The organism is Cystobacter fuscus, assembly GCF_002305875.1.
Classification (GTDB): Bacteria; Myxococcota; Myxococcia; order Myxococcales; family Myxococcaceae; genus Cystobacter; species Cystobacter fuscus_A.
Genome location: NZ_CP022098.1, coordinates 380,747 through 401,187, shown reverse-complemented (window position 1 = coordinate 401,187; position 20,441 = coordinate 380,747). Strand labels below are relative to the sequence as shown.

Here is a 20,441-nt window from a genome sequence, read left to right as displayed (position 1 = left end):
CTTCGCGAAACCCGGGGTGGCCCCGGGGGTGGGCCTACTTCTGGGACTTGCGCGGCGAGGACCGCACGACGATGTCGCGCGCACGCTCGACACCGTCGACGTACGCGAACGAGGTCCGCACCCGCGCGCCCTCGGAGATCTGTTTGAGGGGGATCTGCTGGCGCGTCGAGCCCTTGAATGCCCGCGTCTGATCATCGATGGCGAGCCGGGAGACAGTGCCATCCGTGACGTCGACGACGTCGATGTGCTGGGGCGTGACGTCGCGCACGCGCCCGTCGAACTCCACGGTGACCACCGTGACCGGCTGAGCGTCATTGCCCCGGGAGGTGTTCGCCGTGTCGTTCGTGCCTCGGGGAGCCGAAGCCGAGCCCCCCGTGCCGGAGCCCCCTGCCCCGCCCGTGCCTCCCGTCCCGCGCAGATTGGACACCTCGCGCTCCAGGGCCTCCACGCGCCGTTGGAGGTCGGAGAGAGACGCTCCCTGCCCGCCGCTGCCTCCCGTGGCGCTGGCATTGCCACCCGAACCGCCGGTTCCACCTGAGCCCCCCGTTCCCGCCGCCCCCGTGCCCGTCTCCGGGCTCAAGAACGGCGAAGCGGAGGGCATCTCTGGAGTGGTCCCCCGATAGGTGGGCCCCCCGGGTCCAGCCGTTCCGGTGCCGCTCGTTCCCTGCAGCCCCGAGCCTCCCGTCTGGGTGTTGTTCTGCAAGGGCACGCCATTGAACCCCCCGTTGCCCTGCAGCCAGAACGGCCCGAAGGTGCCCGGGCCCGCCGTGTCTTGTCCTTGCTGGATGCTGGCCGCGCCCGTCGGTCCCGCCGCGGGCTGCTGTTGCTGCCCCACCGCGCCCTGCTGCTGCGCCAGGGCCACCAGAGGGGTGCTCCCCAGCAAGGCCAGCGCCATCCACATGGCTCCGCGCATCTCACTCCTCCTCGTCGTGAACCCCTACCTGCCCGCAAGGTGGGAATCGTTCACCAAGACACCCACCCGGACGCGGGGAAGGGCTGGCTCCCAGGCTGCTCTTGGGGCGGGGGAACGGGCCGGACGGCGGAAAGCGGAATGAAAGGAGGGGACGGGTGAAACTTCCGGCGGCTTCGTGTCACGGTGAGGCGTGGCCCATCTCTTCGCGATCCGAATGCCCTTCACGGGCAGCGCGGTACCGGCCGTCGACACCGAGCGACGGCTCGTCGCCCGCTCGCGGCGAGGAGACCCGGCCGCCTTCCGTGGCCTCTTCGAGCAGCACTCGCCCGCCGTCTGGCGCTTCCTGCGCGACCTGCTGCGGGACGAGGCCGCCGCGGACGAGGCCACCCAGGAGACGTTCGTGCGGGCGCATGCGCGGCTCGGAGCGCTGCGTGACGACACGCGGTTCGTCTCGTGGCTGCTGGGCATCGCGCGCCATGTCTATCTGGAGTCGCGCCGCGGCCAGGCCACGCACCTGGACGTCGCCTCCGAGGAGAACGAGCCCCTGCTGGAGGCGATGCGGCCCTCGCCCACCCCCGAGACGTGGTTGTTGGATCGCGAATTGGAGGGCCTCTTGAGCGAGGCCCTCGGCGAGGTGCGCGAGGAGCGCCGGGCGGCGCTGCTGCTGCGCATCGACCATGGGCTGGCCTACGAGGACATCGCCCAGGTGATGGGCTGGTCACTGCCCAAGGTGAAGAATGAGATCCACCGGGCCCGGTTGCAGTTGCGCGAGCGGCTGGCCGGGCACGTGGGAACAGGAGGTCGGCCATGAGTCTCCCCTGCCGCGAGTCGGACCTGGACGCCCTGCTCGCCGGAGAGTTGTCCGCGGAGGAAGCCGGTCGCGTGGGCGCGCATGCGGCCGCGTGTGACACGTGCGCGCGGACGCTGGAGTGGCTGAGGGTGGAGCGCGGGTGGATGGCGCGGCGGGCGAGGCGTCAACCCGCGCGGCGGGCGTTGGAGACGGGAGCGTGGGAGGCCCGGCTGCGGCCCGCGCCGTCGCGCTCCTGGCTGAAGGAGTGGCGCGGGGGGATGTGGGCCGCGGCGGCGCTGGTGTCGTGCGTGACGCTCGGCCTGCTGCCCATGGCGCGCCCCACGGCCCGCCCCGAGGAGCCCTGGGGAGACGGGCTCGTGTCCATGGCCCGGGTGGAGATGTGCACGGATCCGGGCATCGAGGCGGTGGCCCGAATGGAGGCCCGGGTGGGAGCATGCCTGTTGGCTTCGCCCACCCAGCCTCCCTGGTGAGCCAGCCGTCTCAGGGGGACGACGGGTACACGAGGGCCCGTTCCACCGCGGCCCTGGCCTGCACGAGACCGTAGCCGAACACCTCGTTGTGGCCCGTCTGCGCGGGCTGCGCGGGGTTGGGGATGTACCGGGCGGACTTCTGGAGGATCTCCAGCACCTGGTCGCTCTGGAGGTCCGGGCGGGCGCTCCACACCAGCGCGGCGACGGCCGACGCATAGGGCGTGGCCATGGAGGTGCCCGTGCTGAAGGCGTAGTCGCTGCCCTGGATGCCCAGGCGCACGTTCTGGCCCACCTGGGCGAGGAAGGTGGGAACGAGCGTGGTGGTCACCGCCGTCACCGGGGGCCAGCTCGCATTGGAGCCGAGCGTGAAGAGCAGCGACTCGTCATCCTCGGGATCGTTGTTGCCGATGATGACGGCGCGCGCGCCCTGGGAGCGCACGTTGCGCACCTTTTCGGCGAAGGTGATGTCGCCCCCGCGATCCACGTAGGCGACGAAGCCGTCGCAGGTGGCCTCGGGGCAGGAGCGCAGACCCTTGCCCTGACCGCAGTGGAGGAGCTTGCCCTCGTACTCCTCGAAGGGCACGTAATCCAGGGCCGACGAGGCGTAGAAGGTGCCGCCGATCGACAGGTTGGCGTAGGGCGCCTTGCCGCGGGGATAGGTGGAGTAGATGTTCACGCCCGGGGCCACGAAGTCCAGGTGGGGGCCCGTCTGGGAGAACTTGGGGTGCTCGGCCTTCTCGTCCACCGCGCCCACGGCGATGACGGAGTCATAGGCGGCCGGGTAGACGCGCGACTCCTCGGTGGCCGTCTCGCCGCCGTTGCCACTGGCCGCGAAGGACAGCAGCCCCGCGGCCTTCGCCTTGTCGAAGGCCTCCTTCTCGAGGTCGCTGCTATCCTGCGAGCCCAGCGAGAGCGAGATGATGTTCGCCTTCTTCTCCACGCACCACTCGACGGCGGAGATGACGTCGGACACCCTGCCGCTGCCGTCCGTGTCGAGCACGCGCGCGACGAGCAACCGCACGCCCGGCGCGGCCCCCACCACGCCCGAGGGGCTCAGGGTGGGGTCATTGGGATTCACGTTGCCGTGCACACCGGGCTGCGCGGCGATGATGCCCGCCACATGGGTGCCATGGCCTCCGCCCCACACGCCCTGCGCGTCCTTGTCCTCGGGCTCGTCGTCATCATCGACGAAGTCCTTGCCCCCGGCGTAGACGACCTGGAGCTCGGGGTGTTGCAGGTCCATGCCGCTGTCGACGACACAGACGGTCCGGCCCGAGCCGTTGGGCGCCCCCTCCTGGAGCGAGCCCTGGTTGTTGGGGTCCCACACCTCGTTGGCCTGCGTCATGCGCAGGGCCTGGGTGTACTCCGAGGGGATGCCACCACCCTCGAGCCTCGGCGTGGACGACGCCGCCGCCGTGGGCCGCGTCCAGGTGGAGACGTTGCCGAGCGCGAACACCTCGTGATCCGGCTCGATGGAGAGCACGTCGGGATCCTTGGCGAGCCGGGCCTGGACCTCCGGGGTGAGGGAGAGGGCCATGGCATCCAACGAGGGCCAGTGGCGCTTCACGCGGGCGCCCAGGGAGCGCACGCGAGCCTCTCGGCCGCGCAGCGCGGCGGCGGTGCGCAGGCCCGACTGGGGACGGAAGCGCACCAGCATGGGCTGGGCATCGCCGGAGGAGGACAGGGCGGAGGAGGCCGAGCCCGTGGCGAGGGAGGACGCGGTGGGCACCGCCTTCGATTGGACGACGAGCTCCGGGCACAACGGCTGCTCCTGTGGCTCGACGACATCGTCATCCGGGGGCTTGAGCCCGCAGCCGCCCCCCGCGATTCCCAGCAGGCCCAACAGAACCAGTCGCCTCATGTCGTGACGTCTCCTTGCACCCCGTTAGCGACGGGGGATCGCACCACGCCGGTGCTCCGCGCCTACGGGCCGGGCATCACCAACGGTGAATGCGCCGAGCCCATTCCTGGGGAGCGAGGCTAGGCCGTCTACTCGCCCGGCGATAGGGCCTCGGGGTGGGGGAGTGTGACCGTCAGCGCGAGGCGGGCTCGATTCCGAACAACCGCTCCACGTGACGTGAGTACTCGGCGAGCTGCCGCTCGACGTCCTCGGGGCTCCAGCCCAGCAGGGGGGCCATGTCGGCGGCGGCGATGCGGGCGGCGGCGCGGCCGAGGTCGCGCGTCTCGAAGGCCAGCTTGAGGCGGCGCACGAGCAGATCATCCAGGGAGTGGACGAACTCGTGGGTGACGCCGTGGACGGCCTCGGCGCGCAGGTAGGGCAGACCGGGGGCGAGGGGCTCGGCGAGCGCGGGCCGCTCGCGGGTGAGGGCCCAGGGCAGCCGCCAGCGGTTGCCGTAGGAGCGCACGAGGTGGAGGGCGACGTCGTCACGGCCCACCTCGGCGCGCGCGGCGGCGAGCTCCGCGTCGAACGAGGCGAAGTCCCCGCCGGGCAGCGCGAGCGAGCCGGTGCGGGCCTTCTGGTGGGACACGCCGAGCACCTTCTCGACGGCGTTGACCATGTCACTGGCCATGACGCGGTAGGTGGTGAGCTTGCCGCCGGAGATGGCGAGCACGCCCGAGGGGCTCGTCTGGATGGCGTGTTCGCGGCTGGCGCTGTTGGCGTCACCCGAGCCGGAGTAGGCGCTCGCCACGAGCGGGCGGATGCCGGCCCAGGCGCTCACGACGTCCTCGCGCACCAGGCGGGCGTCGGGAAAGAGGCCGTTGGCGGAGGCGAGGAGGTAGTCCAGGTCGGACACGCTGGCGCGCACCTCGGCGGGGTGGGCCTGGGTGGGGGTCTCGGTGGTGCCGATGATGGTGTGGGTCGCGGCGGGGAGGATGAACATCACCCGACCATCCACGGGCGACAGGAGGGTGATGGCGGTCTCGGGGGGCGTGGGCAGGCGCTCGCGGGGCACGGCGATGTGCACGCCCTTGGAGCCGCGCACGGCGGGCGAGCCCTGCGAGCCCTCCTGGGTATCGAGCTTGCGGATCTCATCGCTCCAGGGGCCGGTGGCGCTGACGACGGCGCGGGCGCGCACGGTGTGCTCCTGGCCGGTGAGCATGTCGACGACGGTGGCACCCTGGGCCTTGCCGTTCTCGAGGAGGAGCGCGCGCACGGAGGCGTGGTTGAGGATGACGGCGCCGGCCTCGGAGGCGGCGATCACGTTGGCGAGCGTGAGCCGGGCATCATCGGTGGCGGCGTCGTAGTAGCGGGCACCGCCGGTGAGGCCCTCGGAGCGGATGCCGGGGAAGGTGTCGGAGACCTGGCGCGGGTTGAGCAGGCGCGAGTTGCGCACGTTGCGGAAGAGGGCCAGGGCGTCATAGAGCTTGAGGCCGGCGGCGAGCTTCCAGCGCTTCAGGCGGGCGCCCTTGTAGACGGGCCAGACGAAGGCCAGGGGACGCACCAGGTGGGGCGCGAGCCGCAGCAACCGGTAGCGCTCGATGCTGGATTCGAAGACGAGGCCGAGGTGGCCATGCTCGAGGTAGCGCACGCCGCCGTGGATGAGGCGGGAGGAGCGGCTGGAGGTGCCGGAGGCGAAGTCCTCGCGCTCCACGAGCGCCACACGCAAGCCCCGCAGGGCGGCGTCGCGCGCGATGCCGCAGCCGGTGATGCCGCCGCCGATGACGAGGACATCGAAGGCCTGGGACGACAGGGCGAGCAGGCGCTCGGAGCGAGGAGCGGGCGGACGGGGAGCGGGCAGGGAAACGAGCGACTGGAGCTCCTGGCGGGAGAGGGGAACCAGGGCACTCGGGGCGGCGGATTCAGGAGTCACGGAGGGAGTCTAGCGGCGAAGGGGATTGGGTGGCAGTGGGAACGAAACGCGGCGCGTCAAGGGGGTAACGAAGGGGCGACGAAGAGGCAATGAGGGGAGGGAGGGTGAGAAGCAACGGACACTGCACCGGGAGGGAGCGTCGGGGAGTGTCGTGCGGACGAGGGGGAGAGGTGCCTGGAAGACGGGGCATGAATACCTCCACCACTGGAGCGCGAAGTGGGGAGGTGGCGCGTGAGCACGTTGACGTACGAGCGCAGCGGGAGGACGAACACGGGGGCGCAGGCGGTGCGGATCGAGGGCATGAGGAACCTGCGCATCCTGGTGCAGGGGGAGACGGTACTGGAGCGGGCGCTGACCGTGGAGGAGCAGGAGCGGCTGGGTCCACTGGTGGAGGAAGCCAGACGCCAGCCGGCACCGGTCATCGTGCTGCCCACGCCGGGAGGCCCGACGGGGATGGCGGTGAGCCTGGCGTTCGAGGGGGAGGAAGCACCGCGGGTGAGAGCGGGGGCCCATCCCGGGCAACCCATACGAGGAGTGGGCTCACCCTACGACGCGCTGTTGGAGGATCTGGACGAACTCCTGACGGAGGAGTTGCACGCGCGCTCGCCGAGGCACGCCTACGCGGTGTTGCCCCACGAGTTGCGGCAACAGGAGTGAGGGGGGCCGCGACGGACGTCCCCCCGGAGGGGACCGGGGGATGTCTGGCGCCTGAGCGGCTGCTTTCCTGGGGAGGAAGACCGGGGGCGGAGGGGGCCTGGGTATGGGGGGGCGCACGTCGGGTTGCCGGCGGCGGGCGACCATGCCAGAGAGACGGCATGAAGCGAGTGCGGTTCTCGGTCCACCGGACGGTGGGAGAGGCGAGACTTCGAGAAGGCCTGTTGTCGGGCTCGGGGTTCTCGGTCGAGGTGCGAGGCGAGGCCCTCTCGCCGCTGGGCGGGGAGATTCCCAACACGGAGACGTGGGTGGAGTTGTGGCTTCCGGAGGAGGAAGTCGCGCGCGCGAGGGAATTGGAAGCCGAGGTGGAAGAGGGCAAGGAGAAGGCGGAGCGGATCGTGGACTGTCCGTGCTGTGGAGAGGGCAGCCCGGGGAACTTCGAGCTGTGCTGGAACTGCGGGGAGGAACTGCCCGCCTCGCCCCGGCCGCGACTCCGGGCGGTGTCCTGAGCAGGACCCGCGGATACAGTGAAGCCCCTACCCTCGAGGGAACGAGTGTTGAACGAGCCACGCGCCGAAGAAGCCCGAGAGGATCCGGGAGCCCCCCGAGCAGAGAGTCAGGACCGAGCCCGTCGCTTCGGGATGGATCCAGGCGTGCGCAAGGTGCTGCTCGTCTGCCTGGCGGCGCTGGTGTTCCACCTGTTGTTGCTGTTGTTGCCGAGGAACATGCCCGAGCAGGAGCTGGCGATCGCGCGGGCGATTCCCGATTCGGCGAAGCGGGTGGCGCTGTTGAAGCCATTGAAGGACCACCCGAAGGCCACGGGAGCGGACCTGAGGGAGGCGGCGGAGCTGCTGCGCGAGGGCTCGCCGATGGATGCCTACGAGCTGACGAAGGAGTCGGAGCGCAGGGAGCCCGATTCAGTGGAGACGCAGCTGCTGATGGCGAGGATCTGCCATGGGCAGCGGATGAACCGGTGCGAGGAGGAATCCCTCCGGAAGGCGGAGGAAGTGGCACCGGGGGATGCCCGATCGGCGTTGTTGCGGGCGGACTTCCGGGAGGCGGAGGGCGACCTCGCGGGGGCGCTGAAGTCGGTGGAGGAGGCGTACCACAAGGAGCCCGGACGAAAGGGAGTGGGCGTGAGGTACGCGCGGCTGCTGAGCGCGGCACACCAGGGAGAAGAGGCCCTGGAAGTACTCAGGACGCAGGGGGAGAACCTGGGGAAGGCGCGATTGTGGCTGGAGGAGGGCCTCGTCCGGGTGGACCAGGGGCGGCTCGAGGAAGGGCGGCAACTCTTCTCGAAGGCGGTGGAGGCGGATCCGAAGCTGGCGATGGGGTACTACCACCTGGGCGTCACGGCGTTCCGGCTGGGGGACATCCAGGGGGCGGAGGAAGCATTGAGGATGGCGGACCGCCTGGACATGACGGACATGAAGGCCCTGTCGGCGCTGTGTGCGATTCAGCGCAGCATGGGGAGGACGGACGCGGTGACGGCGACGCGGATGGACCTCGAGCGCCGGTTTCCCGAGCGGCTGGACGCGGTGCGGACCGCCTGCATCACCCCCTGAGGACGGAAGCGCCTACTCGGGGATGCCACGAATGCGCCGGAGCAACTGCGCGGCGGCCTTCACTTCAGCGTCCACGGAGCCATCGGCGATCTCGGTTCGCACGACGGCCTGGAGGAAGGCAATCGCCTCCTCCTCACGGTGCTGCTCGACCAGGAGACTGCCGAGCGCCATGCGCACGCGCGTGAGCACGACCAGATCCTCGGCGAGCACCGCGGCGTCGATCGCATCACTCAAGGCGGACTCGGCGAGTTCGGGCCGACCCCGCTCGAGGAGCTCACGGGCGCGCTGAAGGTGACGGGACGCATCCATGGAGGGGACTCCCGGAGACACGAGGGAGGGACAACATGGCCGGGGCCGGGTTATCCCAGGGAACATGGACGACGAATCGCGAATCGTGGAGTTGGAGCTGCGCTACATGCAGCAGCAGGAGTTGCTGCAGGAACTGAGCGAGGTGCTGTACGCCCAGGGGCGCGAGCTGGAGGGAGTTCGAGTGGAACTCGCCCTCATCAAGAAGAAGCTCGAGGGCGAGCCCGGCCTGGTGGATGCGCAGCGGCAGGAGAAGCCACCGCATTACTGAGCGGCGGCCACTCCGCCAGCCGTGGGGCTACAGACGCCAACCGATTCGCAGACCGACGTGGGGACTGGGCGTGAGCCAGCCCACTTCGAGGCCGAAGGTGAACGACCTGTTCTGGTAGCCGAAGCCAAAGGCGCCGTGGGCGCGAACGAACTCGCCGGAAAAGCGCAGCCACGGGCCGACGAGCGCCTCCAGGTAGATGGGCGCGCCCCGGGGGCTGATGCGCAGATCCAGATCGATGGGGATTCCGAACGACGTGGGGCTGGTCGCCAGCATCGCTCCAAAGCGAGCGCCAATGGACAGGGGCCCGAGGAAGATGAAGTCAACCGCGCCGGTGAGGTCGAAGAAAGCACCCTGGTTGATCTGATAGTCGGCGCCGAGCGTCAGACGGAATTCTGATCTCGCCTCCGACTCAGTCGAGGCGAGGCACACGGCAAGCGCGAGGAGGACGGCGACGAGAGGACGCGACAGCTGCTTCATGAGCAAAGCGCTCCGGGTTGAATGGATGAACGCCAATCAACCAAGCCTGGAGCAGCACTGCCAGTACGAAAGCACGAAGAAGCAACGCGTGTCGCCCAGCGGACGGGCCTTGGGCGCCCGCCGGGAGGAAGCCCGCAAAAGGCGAAGGCCCCGAGTCGACACCTGACGGTGCGGACTCGGGGCCTTCAGAAAAAAATCCGGCAGCGACCTACTCTCCCGCGCGGTTTCCCGCGGAGTACCATCGGCTCTGGAGGGCTTAACTTCCGTGTTCGGGATGGGAACGGGTGGGACCCCTCCGACATTGCCACCGGAAAAACAGGACAGTTCATACGAAGGGTATGTGAAACCAACTTCCACTGCGAAGTGCTCGTGCCTTCTTCCGGGCCCGGCGTCGCGCTGTCGCGCTCGCTCGGGGCCTCGACCCTGGCCTCGACTCTCGTACCACCCACCGCTCCCGGTGGGGCTGTTGAGAGATTGAGGTAAAGTAAGCCTCTCGACCTATTAGTACCGGTTAGCTCAACGCGTTACCGCGCTTACACACCCGGCCTATCAACGTCGTCGTCTTCGACGGGTCTTCGGGGGCTTGCGCCCGGGATACCTGTTCTTGAGGTCGGTTTCCCGCTTAGATGCTTTCAGCGGTTATCCAATCGACACATGGCTACCCAGCGATGCCTCTGGCGAGACAACTGGTACACCAGCGGTGTCTCCAACCCGGTCCTCTCGTACTAAGGTCAGAGCCTCTCAAGTATCCTACGCCCACAGCAGATAGGGACCAAACTGTCTCACGACGTTTTGAACCCAGCTCGCGTACCGCTTTAATTGGCGAACAGCCAAACCCTTGGGACCTGCTCCAGCCCCAGGATGCGATGAGCCGACATCGAGGTGCCAAACCTCCCCGTCGATGTGAACTCTTGGGGGAGATAAGCCTGTTATCCCCGGAGTACCTTTTATCCGTTGAGCGATGGCCCTTCCATTCAGGACCACCGGATCACTATGACCTGCTTTCGCACCTGCTCGACGTGTCCGTCTCGCAGTCAAGCTCCCTTATGCCATTGCACTCGCCGCCCGGTTTCCAATCGGGCTGAGGGAACCATCGCGCGCCTCCGTTACGTTTTGGGAGGCGACCGCCCCAGTCAAACTACCCACCAGACAGTGTTCCAACTCCCGGTGAGGGAGCATGGTTAGACACCAGAATCCGACAGGGTGGTATTTCACCGTTGCCTCCACCGAACCTAGCGGCCCGGCTTCAAAGGCTCCCACCTATCCTACACAGTCGAACCCTAGTGTCACTGTCAAGTTGTAGTAAAGGTTCACGGGGTCTTTCCGTCTTGCTGCGGGTAAACTGCATCGGCACAGCTATTTCAATTTCGCTGAGTCCCTCTCCGAGACAGCGCGGAAGTCGTTACTCCATTCGTGCAGGTCGGAACTTACCCGACAAGGAATTTCGCTACCTTAGGACCGTTATAGTTACGGCCGCCGTTTACTGGGGCTTCGGATCATCGCTTCACCTTGCGGCTGACGAATCCCCTTAACCTTCCAGCACCGGGCAGGAGTCAGACCCTATACGTCGGCTTCTTGCCTTCGCAGAGTCCTGTGTTTTTGGTAAACAGTCGCTACCGCCATTTCTCTGCAACCTCTCTCGGCTTCGGCTGTACGCCTACACCTGGCAGAGGCCCACCTTCTTCCGAAGTTACGGTGGAAATTTGCCTAGTTCCTTGGAGGAGAGTTCTCTCAAGCGCCTTAGGATTTTCTCCTCACCCACCTGTGTCGGTTTGCGGTACGGACACCCTGTAGACTCCCCGCGGAACTTTTCTTGGAAGCCGAGCATCAGCGACTTACCCCGTGAGGGGTGCCATGGGGTCTCGGGGATGACTGCCGCGCCTTTAGTCGTACGCGACACCCCTACGCCTTTGGACTGACACAACCACCGGTCAGCTCGCCTAGCTTTCTCCGTCCTTCCTCGGTTCAACGTCTACAAGATGGCGCAGGAATATTAACCTGCTTGCCATCACCTACGCCTTTCGGCCTCGGCTTAGGTCCCGGCTAACCCTGGGAAGATTAACTTGACCCAGGAAACCTTGGGTTTACGGCGAGGGGGTTTCCCACCCCCTTTATCGCTACTCATTTCGGCATCAGCACTCGCAACCGCTCCACCAGCCCTTGCGGTCTGGCTTCACTGCTGTTGCAACGCTCCCCTACCACTGCATGCGCCTGACGCATGCAATCCGAAGCTTCGGCGCTAGTCTTGAGCCCCGTTACATTTTCGGCGCGGCCTGTCTCGACCAGTGAGCTATTACGCTTTCTTTAAAGGATGGCTGCTTCTAAGCCAACCTCCTGGTTGTCAATGACTTGCCACATCCTTTCTAGTGTTCACTTAGACTAGACTTGGGGGCCTTAGCTGTCGGTCTGGGTTATTCCCCTCTTGCCAATGGACGTTATCACCCACTGACTGCTTCCCGAGCTAACAATTGCTGGCATTCGGAGTTTGGTACGGTTTGGTAATCTGGTGAGACCCCTAGCCGTTCCAGTGCTCTACCTCCAGCATTGAATTACTCGAGACGATACCTAAATATCTTTCGGGGAGAACCAGCTATCACGGAGTTTGATTGGCCTTTCACCCCTACACACAGCTCATCCCAGAAATTTTCAACTTTCATGAGTTCGGTCCTCCATGAGGTGTTACCCTCACTTCAACCTGGCCATGTGTAGATCACCCCGCTTCGGGTTATAATGCACGCAACTCATTCGCCCGTTTCGGACTCGCTTTCGCTCCGGCTCCACCTATCGGCTTAGCCTCGCTACGTACATTAAGTCGCCGAATCATGATGCAAAAGGTACGCCCTCGCACTGGGTTGCCCCGTAGTGCTCGGACTGCTTGTAGACATGCGGTTTCAGGTTCTTTGGACTCCCCTCACTGGGGTTCTTTTCACCTTTCCCTCGCGGTACTAGTTCACTATCGGTCGCCAAGGAGTATTTAGCCTTACCGGATGGTCCCGGCAGATTCAGGCAGGATTGCACGTGTCCCGCCCTACTTGGGTACCCCGCTCGGCTCCAGTTCGTTTTCGCGTACGCGACTGTCACGCCCTTTGGTCCACCTTTCCAGGTGATTCCGCTAACAAACCAGAGTCCTACCGCGGACCCGCAACCCCGATGCCATTTTCATGACACCGGTTTAGGCTCCTCCCATTTCGCTCGCCGCTACTCTGGGAATCACTCGTTGTTTTCTTCTCCTCAGGGTACTGAGATGTTTCACTTCCCCTGGTTCGCTCCTTCAGCCCTATGGATTCAGGCTGAGGTAACGCGGCTTTCACCGCGCTGGGTTTCCCCATTCGGACATCTCCGGCTCAACGTTCGGTTGGCAACTCCCCGGAGCTTTTCGCAGCCACCCACGTCCTTCTTCGCCTCTTGGCACCTAGGCATCCACCGCACGCCCTTAGTAGCTTACTTACCTTAATCCCTCACCAGCCCGCCTCCCGGCGAGTGGCCTTGAAACTCGAGACCAAGATCCAGGCCCCGGCTCTTCGCCGCGGACCCGAAAGAATTCACTTGATTGCGTCGTGAGGTTCACCGCCAGGCCGCTATCGCAGCCGAGCTGTCACCTCAATCGACGCTGAGAACTTCTCAGCAGAAATTGATTTCTACCCTTCGTATGAACTTGTCAAAGAACGTCCTGACTCCAACTTCGTCAGTAAACTGTGGAGCTGGACGGGATCGAACCGACGACATCCAGCTTGCAAAGCTGGCGCTCTCCCAACTGAGCTACAGCCCCTGAATGTGTCACTGTCCCTCCACCTGCCGGCTGTCGTCGCGTCCCCAATCTCCCCGGTGGGAAATTGGTGGGCCTAGGTGGACTTGAACCACCGACCTCGCGCTTATCAGGCGCGCGCTCTAGCCAGCTGAGCTATAGGCCCAGTGGATTTCCAGCTACCGTCTCTTTCAAAGAACCGAGCCTCTTCGCTCGGCCTCTCAAAACCAGACAGCAAACCCTCGACAGTTGCAGAAACGTTGACCTGGTTGACCTTACGCGACTTGCGTCGCTGGTGCACCCTGTGGCGCCGAAGCGCTCACCGTGCACCCGGTCTCCTTAGAAAGGAGGTGATCCAGCCGCAGGTTCCCCTACGGCTACCTTGTTACGACTTCACCCCAGTTACCGACCACTCCTTGGGCACCTCTTGGTGAGATGACTTCTGGAGCAATCGACTCCCATGGTGTGACGGGCGGTGTGTACAAGGCCCGGGAACGTATTCACCGCGGCGTGCTGATCCGCGATTACTAGCGATTCCGCCTTCATGGAGTCGAGTTGCAGACTCCAATCTGAACTGAGACCGGTTTTATGCGATTAGCTCCCTCTCGCGAGTTGGCAACGCTTTGTACCGGCCATTGTAGCACGTGTGTAGCCCTGGTCATAAAGGCCATGAGGACTTGACGTCATCCCCACCTTCCTCCGGTTTAACACCGGCAGTCCCTCTAGAGATCCGCTTGCGCGGCAACTAAAGGCGAGGGTTGCGCTCGTTGCGGGACTTAACCCAACATCTCACGACACGAGCTGACGACAGCCATGCAGCACCTGTCTCTCGGTTCCCTTGCGGGCACCGCCTCATCTCTGAGGCCTTCCGAGGATGTCAAGACCAGGTAAGGTTCTGCGCGTTGCGTCGAATTAAACCACATGCTCCACCGCTTGTGCGGGCCCCCGTCAATTCCTTTGAGTTTTAGTCTTGCGACCGTACTTCCCAGGCGGAGAACTTAATGCGTTAGCTACGGCACCGCGGGGGTCAACACCCACGACACCTAGTTCTCATCGTTTACGGCGTGGACTACCAGGGTATCTAATCCTGTTTGCTACCCACGCTTTCGCGTCTCAGCGTCAGTGACCGTCCAGGTGGCCGCCTTCGCCACCGGTGTTCCTCCCCATATCTACGAATTTCACCTCTACTTGGGGAATTCCGCCACCCTCTCCGGTACTCAAGCTCTGCAGTTTCGAACGCACTTCCTCGGTTGAGCCGAGGGCTTTCACATCCGACTTGCAAAGCCGCCTACACGCGCTTTACGCCCAATAATTCCGAACAACGCTTGCACCCTCTGTATTACCGCGGCTGCTGGCACAGAGTTAGCCGGTGCTTCTTCTCCCGGTACCGTCAAGCCCTGGAGTATTAGCCCAGGGGTTTTCGTCCCGGTCGAAAGTGCTTTACAATCCAAAGACCTTCATCACACACGCGGCGTTGCTGCGTCAGGCTTTCGCCCATTGCGCAAAATTCCCCACTGCTGCCTCCCGTAGGAGTCTGGACCGTGTCTCAGTTCCAGTGTGGCTGATCGTCCTCTCAGACCAGCTACCCGTCGTCGCCTTGGTGGGCCATTACCCCGCCAACTAGCTGATGGGCCGCGGACTCATCTGGATGTGATAGCTTGTATACAGAGGCCACCTTTTCCCTCAAGAGCCGAAGCTCCCGGGGGCTTATCCGGTATTAGCCAATCTTTCGACTGGTTATCCCAGACACCCAGGCAGATTATCCACGTGTTACGCACCCGTGCGCCGCTCTACTAGGATTGCTCCATTCGCGCTCGACTTGCATGTGTTAGGCACGCCGCCAGCGTTCGTTCTGAGCCAGGATCAAACTCTCCAATTGAATTTTTGAAGGGTTGAACCGGCTTGGCCAGGGCCCGGCTAAGGGGACACCTGACTTCGCTGTTCATCGGATTCTCGCCAATCGACTCCCGCCGACTCGCTGAAGAACCCGTCTTAGAATTGACTGCGGTTTCCGCAATCTGTCTTCTTTGGGTTTGCTATCTGGTTTTCAAAGACCGAGCCGCTTGTACCGGCTGTCCTGCTGTGCTACTGTCCTGCTCGACCTCACCGCTTCGACTCAGCGGGGCGGCTCTTGTATTCTGAACCGTTTCGGCTGTCAAGCGGCCGTTGCCGCTTCGCTTTTCCGGTTCACCGCGAAGGAGAGCTGCTTTTCTCTTTCGTGGGGCGCGGAACCTACTGCCGTTCCGCCCGTCGTGTCAACTCGCTTCGTCGACTCGTTTCTTCCCACCCACCGCGTCGGGTCGCCTGCGCGACTTCTTCGGCTTCGGGGGAGGCGGCTTCTACCACCACCGCGTTTCGAGTCAACCTCGCTGCGTCGACTTTTTATTTCGTCTCTCTCTGCTGCGCTCGTCCGGAGGTCCCCACCGCCAGTGCGGTTTCGCCTTCCCGTCCGAGGGGGCGCGGCTTCTATCGCCTCGTCCCAGGGGAGTCAACATCCTTCGTCGACTTCCTCTTCCCCGCTCTCCGTCTTCTGTCGCCTGCGCGACTTCGCCGGTTCGTGGGGGCGCGGCTTCTACCACCGCCGCGTCTCGAGTCAACATCACTTCGTCGACTCCCTATTTCTTCTTTCTCGCCCAGGTGTCCCACCGCCAGCGCGGCTTCGCCTTCCTGTCCGAGGGGGCGCGGCTTCTACCACCGCCGCGTCTCGAGTCAACACCGCTTCGTCGACTCCTTCTTCCCACGTTCCGCTTCCGCCGCCTGCGCGACCTCGCCGGTTCGTGGGGGCGCGGCTTCTATCACCGCCGTGTCTTGAGTCAACAGGCGTCTGCCCACTTCTTCTTCCCCTCCGCACCGGCATGTTTCACGCCCCCCAACCTCTTCTCTTCTCGCCGTCCTTGGTCTCCAGGACTCCGCGCCCCGAAGAGCCGCTCCATGCGCCATCCGCCCCACGCACGGCCTATCCTTCTTGGGCCTTCAACCGTGGGCCTTCAACGTTCATCGGCCGTTCGGGGAAGCGAGCCCCAATGCCCCGCCCCGGCGCTCCCCCGGCCCGGCGGACACATGTTCCCCATGACAAGGAAGGGCTGAATGCCTCCCCGAAAGCTCCCACGACACCTCGTCTGGCTCGAGTCCTTCGCGGCCGCAGTCGAATCCGGCAGCCTGGAAGCCGCCGCCGAGCACCTCGGCGTCGCCCGCTCCGTCGTCAGCGAGCACCTGCGCGCCCTGGAATCCACCCTCGCCGACGGCCAGCCCCTCCTGGAACGCGGCCCCGGCCGCCGCCTCCACCTCACCGCTCGCGGCGAAAAGCTCTACGAGGGCACCCAGACGCCCCTCCACCAGCTCGATCTCAAACGACTGCGCGACCTCGCCAGCACCGAGCCGAGCCTGCGGCTCGGCCTCAACCCCACCCTCTCCCACTTCCTCCTCGCCGGCATCGCCGGAGACGTGGCCCGCGCCCACATCAAACTGGAGGTCAGCTTCGGCGGCACCTTCGAGCTCGTGCGACAGGTGCAGACCCGGCAGCTCGACCTCGCCGTGGACTTCACTCCCCTCCCGCCCCATCGCGGCGTCGAAGCGGAATCCCTCCTCCATCTGCCCTTCGTCGTGCTCTGCGGCCCCGGCAGCGAGCTGGCCACCCGCCACCGCTCCCGTCGCTCGCTCCATGTGCGCGACCTGGCCGGCCAATCCTTCATCGATTGGCAGCGCGATGACCCCTACGGCACCGCCAACAGCGCCCGCTTCAACGCCCATGACGTCTCCGTGCGCGAAGTGGCCCGTGTGCAGAGCTTCCTCCTCCTCTTCGATCTGCTGCGCGCCTACCAGGCCTGCGCCATCGCTCCCGACCTCCGGCTGCTGCGCTCCTTCCCCGAAGACCTCTCCGTCTGGCTGCTGCGCGAGGAAGAGCCCCAAGCCGTCGAGGTCGTCGCCCTGCGCTCCTCCAGCGGCCCCAGTTCCGAAACCGCTCGACTCGTCCTCGACGGATTGCGTCAGCGCCTCGCGTCGAAACGGCGGAAAATCGACTAGGACGTCGTTTTTTATCGGATTTCCGTCCCGCTCCTTCCTCCCTAAATTTGGTTCCTCCGGGAGGAACCACGATGACCCCCACTGAACGGACCCTCGCCCGTCTGCCCGCCCACCTGCGTCGTTACGTGGTGAGCCAGGACTATGCGTCCTACACGCCCAGGGACCAGGCCGTCTGGCGGCACATCCTCCGGCAACTGCGCGGCCAGCTCGCCGGCAAGGCGCATCCCATCTACCTCGAGGGCCTGGAAGCCACGGGCATCGGCACCGAGCGCATCCCCAGTCTGGATGAGATGAACGAGCAGCTCTCCAAGCTGGGCTGGGGCGCGGTGAGCGTGCGCGGCTTCATTCCCCCCGCCGTGTTCACCGAGCTGCAGTCGCTGGGCGTGCTCGCCATCGCGGCGGACATCCGCACCCACGAGCACATCCAATACACCCCCGCCCCGGACATCGTTCACGAGAGCGCGGGTCACGCTCCCATCATCGCCAACGCGCGCTACGCCGAGTACCTCAAGCGCTGCGGACTCGTGGGCTTCAAGGCCATCTCCACCGTGGAGGACGAGGCCGTCTTCCAGGCCATCCGCAACCTGAGCGTGGTCAAGGAAGACCCTTCCGCCACCCCGGAGCAGATCCACCACGCCGAGGCCCGTCTGGACGCCGCCAACCAGAGCCGCCGCTATGTCAGCGAGAGCACCCGCGCCTCCCGGCTCTACTGGTGGACGGCCGAGTACGGCCTCATCGGCTCCCTGGACGCTCCCCGCATCTACGGCGCCGGGCTGCTCTCCAGCATCGGCGAGGCCCGCCACTGTCTCACGTCCGAGGTGAAGAAGGTCCCCCTGAGCATCCAGTGCGCGGACACCGAGTACGACATCACCCGCATGCAGCCCCAGCTCTTCGTGGCCCGTGACTTCGAGCACCTCTTCGAAGTGCTCGAGGAATTCGAGGCCACGCTCGCCTGGAAGCGCGGCGGGGACTTCGGTCTCCAGGAGGCGCTGCGCGCCGGGACGGTCAACCACCTCGTGCTCGCCGATGGCCGCGAGGTGACCGCCCGCGTCGTCGAGATGCTCCCCGGCCTCCACCCCGTCGCCGAGGGGCTCTCCACCGCGCTCGTGCGGCTCGATGGCCCCGTGCTCGTCTCCCGCGGCGGCAAGGCCGAGGGCAAGCCCTGGCCGGGACTCGCGCTCGTGGCCTTCGGTGCCGGAGCGCTCCCCGACCGGGGTCCCTTCCAGCTCGAGCTCGCCAGCGGGCTCAAGCTCCAGGGCTTCGCCGCGGGCGGGGGCGAGGTGCTCAACCTGCGCGGGCAGCTCGCCGGCCGACCCGTGGCCCTGCCCAGCGTGGCTCAACTCTTCCTCTCCTCCCGTCTGCCTTCCGTGGCCGGCGGCCCGGCGGACCCCGGCACCTGGGACCGCTGGTTCGGCGAGCTCAACGCCTTCACCGAGGGCGAAGGCGAAGCCCAGGCCCGCGCCAAGAAGGCCTCCGCCCTGCACCCCTCGCTCGCGGCGCTCTACCGCGAGGTACGCGCCCAGCGCGAGTCCAAGAACCTGGATGTCCGGCGGCTCGAGCAGATTTCCCGGGCCGCCTCCGATTTCCCCGAGGACTGGTTGCTCCGGACGGAAGTCGACGAGCTGAAGGCCGCGCGCGCCTGAACCCTGGATTCCCGGGGGCCTGGCACGACCGGCCCGTCACTCTCTTCCTCTCCGCGAATGGCGTGGGATAGTCCCCAGACGAAGCGCGAGCGGCATGACCGCCTCGCCTCTGTCCCGCCATGCGCCGCAAGAGCCCAAACGCTGATCCCCCGGTGAAGACCCCTCCCCCTCGCGCGGGCAAGCCCCCCGCCCAGGGCCTGCGCGAGCGTATCCGCCGCGAAGCCACACACCTCATCGCCTCGCGTGGCTTTGGCGCCATCTCCGTCAATGACGTGGCGCTCGCGGTGGGCATCAGCAAACAGGCCCTCCTCTACCACTACCCCTCGCGCGAGGCCCTGCACGCCGCCGTGCTCGACTCCCTCATCGAGCACTCCAACCGCCACCTGCTGCTGCTGCTCGGCGCCTTCACCGACAAGAGCGCGGAACGGCTGGAGCGCGTCATGGAGCAGCTGCGCGAGTTCTTCGACACCGAACAGGACGCCGCGCGGGTCTTCCTGCGCGAGGTGCTCGATGCGGACAGCCCCCATATGTCCGTGCTCATGCAGGGCATGGAGCCCTGGATTCGCATCGCGGTGGACGTGCTGCGCCAGGGCCAACGCGAAGGCCACGTCCGCCCCGAGCTGGACCCCGAGGCCGCCGTGGGCCACGTGGGCCTGCTCCTGCTCACCTCCTTCGCCATGCGCCGCTCCACCTCCGGCTGGCCCGAGAGCGACGAGGCCGCCTGGCGCGAGCGGTGGCTCGGCGAGGCGGGACTCATCATCAAGCGCTACCTCTTCGCCGAGCCCCGCCCCCCCCCGGCCCGCCGCAAGCGCCCCCGCCGTCAGACGAAGTAGGAGCGGCGCCGCACTTCCTCGGGCAGGTGGTGCAGGTCGAAGCGCTCCATCTCCTTGAGCACGTTCTCGTCGAACCCGAGCGCCCGGTACTCGGGCGTGGTGCCAATCACCCCCCGCATCACCCCAGGCGCCATGCTGCGCGCCGCCGCCAGGCCCCGCGCCCCCACCGCCATGCGGTTGAAGGCCACGTGCCCCACCTCGTCCACGAGGATCTCCGTCAGCCGCTGCTCCATGGACTCGCGCACCGCGGGTTGATCCCGGAAGATCTCCCCCACCCGCTTGAGCATCCACTGGAAGACGAAGACGCCCGAAATCTCCGACGCCAGCAGGATGGGATGGAAGAACACTCCCGGCGCGTAGGCCAGCGTCCCGATGAGCAGGCGCAGCTGCAGGTTCGGCTTCCACGCCCCCTTCACCTGGACCCCGAAGTGCTGCGTGGCGCCAATGAGGATGCGCGTGTGGTACGTCTCCTCGTAGCTCAACAGCCGCTCGATTTGATGGAAGAGCTGGGTGCTGTCCTGGCGCTTCTGGCGCACGCGGTTGACCACCTCCACGCCGTAGGCCTCGCCCGCGTTGGCCTTCACGAAGGTGAGCAGCGCCAACACCGGCAACGGCAGGTTCTTCACCTCGCCGAAGTCCGTGTACGCCCGATTGAAGGACTCGGCGTCCACCGCCCCCGCGAACCGAGCCTCCCAGCTCGCCGCCTCGCCCAGCCACGCCTCGCGCCGCGAGAAGCCCTTCGTGAAGTCCATGTCCCCGTTGCGCTGCTCGAGGAACTCCCGGTACGCCTTGAGGAGATCCTCCCGGGGCGTGTCCGCCACGGAGGAGTACAAGCCGGGTCGCAGGGAAGTGGGCAGCAGGGCGTCAGCCATGGGGGCCTCGGGAGCGAAGAGGGGAGTCTGACCGTTCGGTCAGCCCCAATTTGCCTCCTGGTCATCATTTCGTCCAGCCATCCCG

15 protein-coding genes, 2 tRNA genes and 3 rRNA genes are annotated in these 20,441 nt (G+C 66.0%); 9 read left to right on the top strand and 11 right to left on the bottom strand.

All coding sequences use genetic code 11. The features are described from left to right. Positions 1 to 34: 34 nt before the first annotated feature. The gene (locus tag CYFUS_RS53745) at positions 35 to 913 is read right to left on the bottom strand and encodes a hypothetical protein (RefSeq protein WP_095983625.1); all 879 of its coding nucleotides are present in this window, start codon (positions 911 to 913) and stop codon (positions 35 to 37) included. Positions 914 to 1,127: 214 nt separating this feature from the next. On the opposite strand from CYFUS_RS53745, the gene CYFUS_RS01715 reads away from it, so the two are divergent. Both CYFUS_RS01715 and CYFUS_RS01710 read left to right on the top strand, forming a co-directional pair. Further along, entirely contained in the window at positions 1,128 to 1,724 is a 597-nt protein-coding gene (locus CYFUS_RS01715; protein ID WP_095983624.1) for an RNA polymerase sigma factor, read from the top strand. Further along, entirely contained in the window at positions 1,721 to 2,194 is a 474-nt protein-coding gene (locus CYFUS_RS01710; RefSeq protein WP_095983623.1) for an anti-sigma factor family protein, read from the top strand. The genes CYFUS_RS01715 and CYFUS_RS01710 overlap by 4 nt, the downstream gene beginning before the upstream one ends. Before the next feature lie 10 nt (positions 2,195 to 2,204). Here CYFUS_RS01710 and CYFUS_RS01705 read toward each other — a convergent pair whose 3' ends face one another. Both CYFUS_RS01705 and CYFUS_RS01700 read right to left on the bottom strand, forming a co-directional pair. After that, positions 2,205 to 4,055 carry a S8 family serine peptidase gene (locus tag CYFUS_RS01705; protein WP_095983622.1) on the bottom strand — a complete coding sequence of 617 codons (1,851 nt, stop codon included), beginning with the start codon at positions 4,053 to 4,055 and terminating at the stop codon, positions 2,205 to 2,207. 172 nt (positions 4,056 to 4,227) lie between these two features. Next, on the bottom strand, positions 4,228 to 5,967 hold the full coding sequence (locus CYFUS_RS01700) for a glycerol-3-phosphate dehydrogenase/oxidase (RefSeq protein ID WP_232537300.1): 1,740 nt from the start codon (positions 5,965 to 5,967) through the stop codon (positions 4,228 to 4,230). A 231-nt stretch (positions 5,968 to 6,198) separates the two neighbouring features. On the opposite strand from CYFUS_RS01700, the gene CYFUS_RS01695 reads away from it, so the two are divergent. From CYFUS_RS01695 to CYFUS_RS01685, 3 genes are all read left to right on the top strand, one after another. Beyond that, positions 6,199 to 6,624 carry a hypothetical protein gene (locus CYFUS_RS01695; RefSeq protein WP_095983621.1) on the top strand — a complete coding sequence of 142 codons (426 nt, stop codon included), beginning with the start codon at positions 6,199 to 6,201 and terminating at the stop codon, positions 6,622 to 6,624. Positions 6,625 to 6,782: 158 nt separating this feature from the next. Next, positions 6,783 to 7,130, top strand: coding sequence for a hypothetical protein (locus tag CYFUS_RS01690; RefSeq protein WP_095983620.1), 348 nt, complete (start codon positions 6,783 to 6,785; stop codon positions 7,128 to 7,130). A gap of 144 nt (positions 7,131 to 7,274) precedes the next feature. Next, complete coding sequence (locus tag CYFUS_RS01685; protein ID WP_095991737.1) at positions 7,275 to 8,186, top strand: tetratricopeptide repeat protein; 912 nt, start codon at positions 7,275 to 7,277, stop codon at positions 8,184 to 8,186. Positions 8,187 to 8,198: 12 nt separating this feature from the next. Here the strand turns inward: CYFUS_RS01685 and CYFUS_RS01680 are convergent, their stop codons facing one another. Beyond that, on the bottom strand, positions 8,199 to 8,495 hold the full coding sequence (locus CYFUS_RS01680) for a hypothetical protein (protein WP_095983619.1): 297 nt from the start codon (positions 8,493 to 8,495) through the stop codon (positions 8,199 to 8,201). Between the two features lie 64 nt (positions 8,496 to 8,559). On the opposite strand from CYFUS_RS01680, the gene CYFUS_RS01675 reads away from it, so the two are divergent. Next, positions 8,560 to 8,763 (top strand): SlyX family protein, encoded by a 204-nt coding sequence (locus CYFUS_RS01675; RefSeq protein ID WP_095983618.1) that lies wholly within the window; start codon positions 8,560 to 8,562, stop codon positions 8,761 to 8,763. Between the two features lie 27 nt (positions 8,764 to 8,790). Here the strand turns inward: CYFUS_RS01675 and CYFUS_RS01670 are convergent, their stop codons facing one another. From CYFUS_RS01670 to CYFUS_RS01645, 6 genes are all read right to left on the bottom strand, one after another. Next, the gene (locus tag CYFUS_RS01670) at positions 8,791 to 9,240 is read right to left on the bottom strand and encodes a hypothetical protein (RefSeq protein WP_095983617.1); all 450 of its coding nucleotides are present in this window, start codon (positions 9,238 to 9,240) and stop codon (positions 8,791 to 8,793) included. 195 nt (positions 9,241 to 9,435) lie between these two features. After that, positions 9,436 to 9,552: ribosomal RNA gene (gene rrf / locus CYFUS_RS01665) — 5S ribosomal RNA — on the bottom strand. A 168-nt stretch (positions 9,553 to 9,720) separates the two neighbouring features. Continuing rightward, positions 9,721 to 12,687 (bottom strand): 23S ribosomal RNA (locus tag CYFUS_RS01660). A 249-nt stretch (positions 12,688 to 12,936) separates the two neighbouring features. Continuing rightward, a tRNA-Ala gene (locus CYFUS_RS01655) sits at positions 12,937 to 13,009 on the bottom strand. A 65-nt stretch (positions 13,010 to 13,074) separates the two neighbouring features. Next, positions 13,075 to 13,151 (bottom strand) — tRNA-Ile (locus CYFUS_RS01650). A gap of 177 nt (positions 13,152 to 13,328) precedes the next feature. After that, positions 13,329 to 14,864, bottom strand: a 16S ribosomal RNA gene (locus CYFUS_RS01645). Together the 16S, 23S and 5S rRNA genes with 2 tRNA genes alongside form the textbook arrangement of a ribosomal RNA operon. A gap of 1,208 nt (positions 14,865 to 16,072) precedes the next feature. On the opposite strand from CYFUS_RS01645, the gene CYFUS_RS01640 reads away from it, so the two are divergent. From CYFUS_RS01640 to CYFUS_RS01630, 3 genes are all read left to right on the top strand, one after another. Beyond that, positions 16,073 to 17,008 carry a LysR family transcriptional regulator gene (locus CYFUS_RS01640; protein WP_095983616.1) on the top strand — a complete coding sequence of 312 codons (936 nt, stop codon included), beginning with the start codon at positions 16,073 to 16,075 and terminating at the stop codon, positions 17,006 to 17,008. 71 nt (positions 17,009 to 17,079) lie between these two features. Further along, on the top strand, positions 17,080 to 18,651 hold the full coding sequence (locus tag CYFUS_RS01635; RefSeq protein ID WP_095983615.1) for an aromatic amino acid hydroxylase: 1,572 nt from the start codon (positions 17,080 to 17,082) through the stop codon (positions 18,649 to 18,651). A 152-nt stretch (positions 18,652 to 18,803) separates the two neighbouring features. After that, positions 18,804 to 19,484 (top strand): TetR/AcrR family transcriptional regulator, encoded by a 681-nt coding sequence (locus CYFUS_RS01630; RefSeq protein ID WP_157758173.1) that lies wholly within the window; start codon positions 18,804 to 18,806, stop codon positions 19,482 to 19,484. On the opposite strand, the gene CYFUS_RS01625 is transcribed toward CYFUS_RS01630, so the two are convergent. Then, complete coding sequence (locus CYFUS_RS01625) at positions 19,472 to 20,356, bottom strand: hypothetical protein (protein WP_095983613.1); 885 nt, start codon at positions 20,354 to 20,356, stop codon at positions 19,472 to 19,474. The two genes, CYFUS_RS01630 and CYFUS_RS01625, sit on opposite strands and share 13 nt — an antisense overlap. Positions 20,357 to 20,441: the final 85 nt, after the last annotated feature.

Bases quoted from the DNA above. Each gene is read 5' to 3' on its own strand.
- CYFUS_RS53745 (WP_095983625.1), bottom strand. From the start codon at position 913: ATGCGCGGAGCCATGTGGATGGCGCTGGCCTTGCTGGGGAGCACCCCT.
- CYFUS_RS01715 (WP_095983624.1), top strand. From the start codon at position 1,128: ATGCCCTTCACGGGCAGCGCGGTACCGGCCGTCGACACCGAGCGACGG.
- CYFUS_RS01710 (WP_095983623.1), top strand. From the start codon at position 1,721: ATGAGTCTCCCCTGCCGCGAGTCGGACCTGGACGCCCTGCTCGCCGGA.
- CYFUS_RS01705 (WP_095983622.1), bottom strand. From the start codon at position 4,055: ATGAGGCGACTGGTTCTGTTGGGCCTGCTGGGAATCGCGGGGGGCGGC.
- CYFUS_RS01690 (WP_095983620.1), top strand. From the start codon at position 6,783: ATGAAGCGAGTGCGGTTCTCGGTCCACCGGACGGTGGGAGAGGCGAGA.
- CYFUS_RS01680 (WP_095983619.1), bottom strand. From the start codon at position 8,495: ATGGATGCGTCCCGTCACCTTCAGCGCGCCCGTGAGCTCCTCGAGCGG.
- CYFUS_RS01675 (WP_095983618.1), top strand. From the start codon at position 8,560: ATGGACGACGAATCGCGAATCGTGGAGTTGGAGCTGCGCTACATGCAG.
- CYFUS_RS01670 (WP_095983617.1), bottom strand. From the start codon at position 9,240: ATGAAGCAGCTGTCGCGTCCTCTCGTCGCCGTCCTCCTCGCGCTTGCC.
- CYFUS_RS01640 (WP_095983616.1), top strand. From the start codon at position 16,073: ATGCCTCCCCGAAAGCTCCCACGACACCTCGTCTGGCTCGAGTCCTTC.
- CYFUS_RS01635 (WP_095983615.1), top strand. From the start codon at position 17,080: ATGACCCCCACTGAACGGACCCTCGCCCGTCTGCCCGCCCACCTGCGT.
- CYFUS_RS01625 (WP_095983613.1), bottom strand. From the start codon at position 20,356: ATGGCTGACGCCCTGCTGCCCACTTCCCTGCGACCCGGCTTGTACTCC.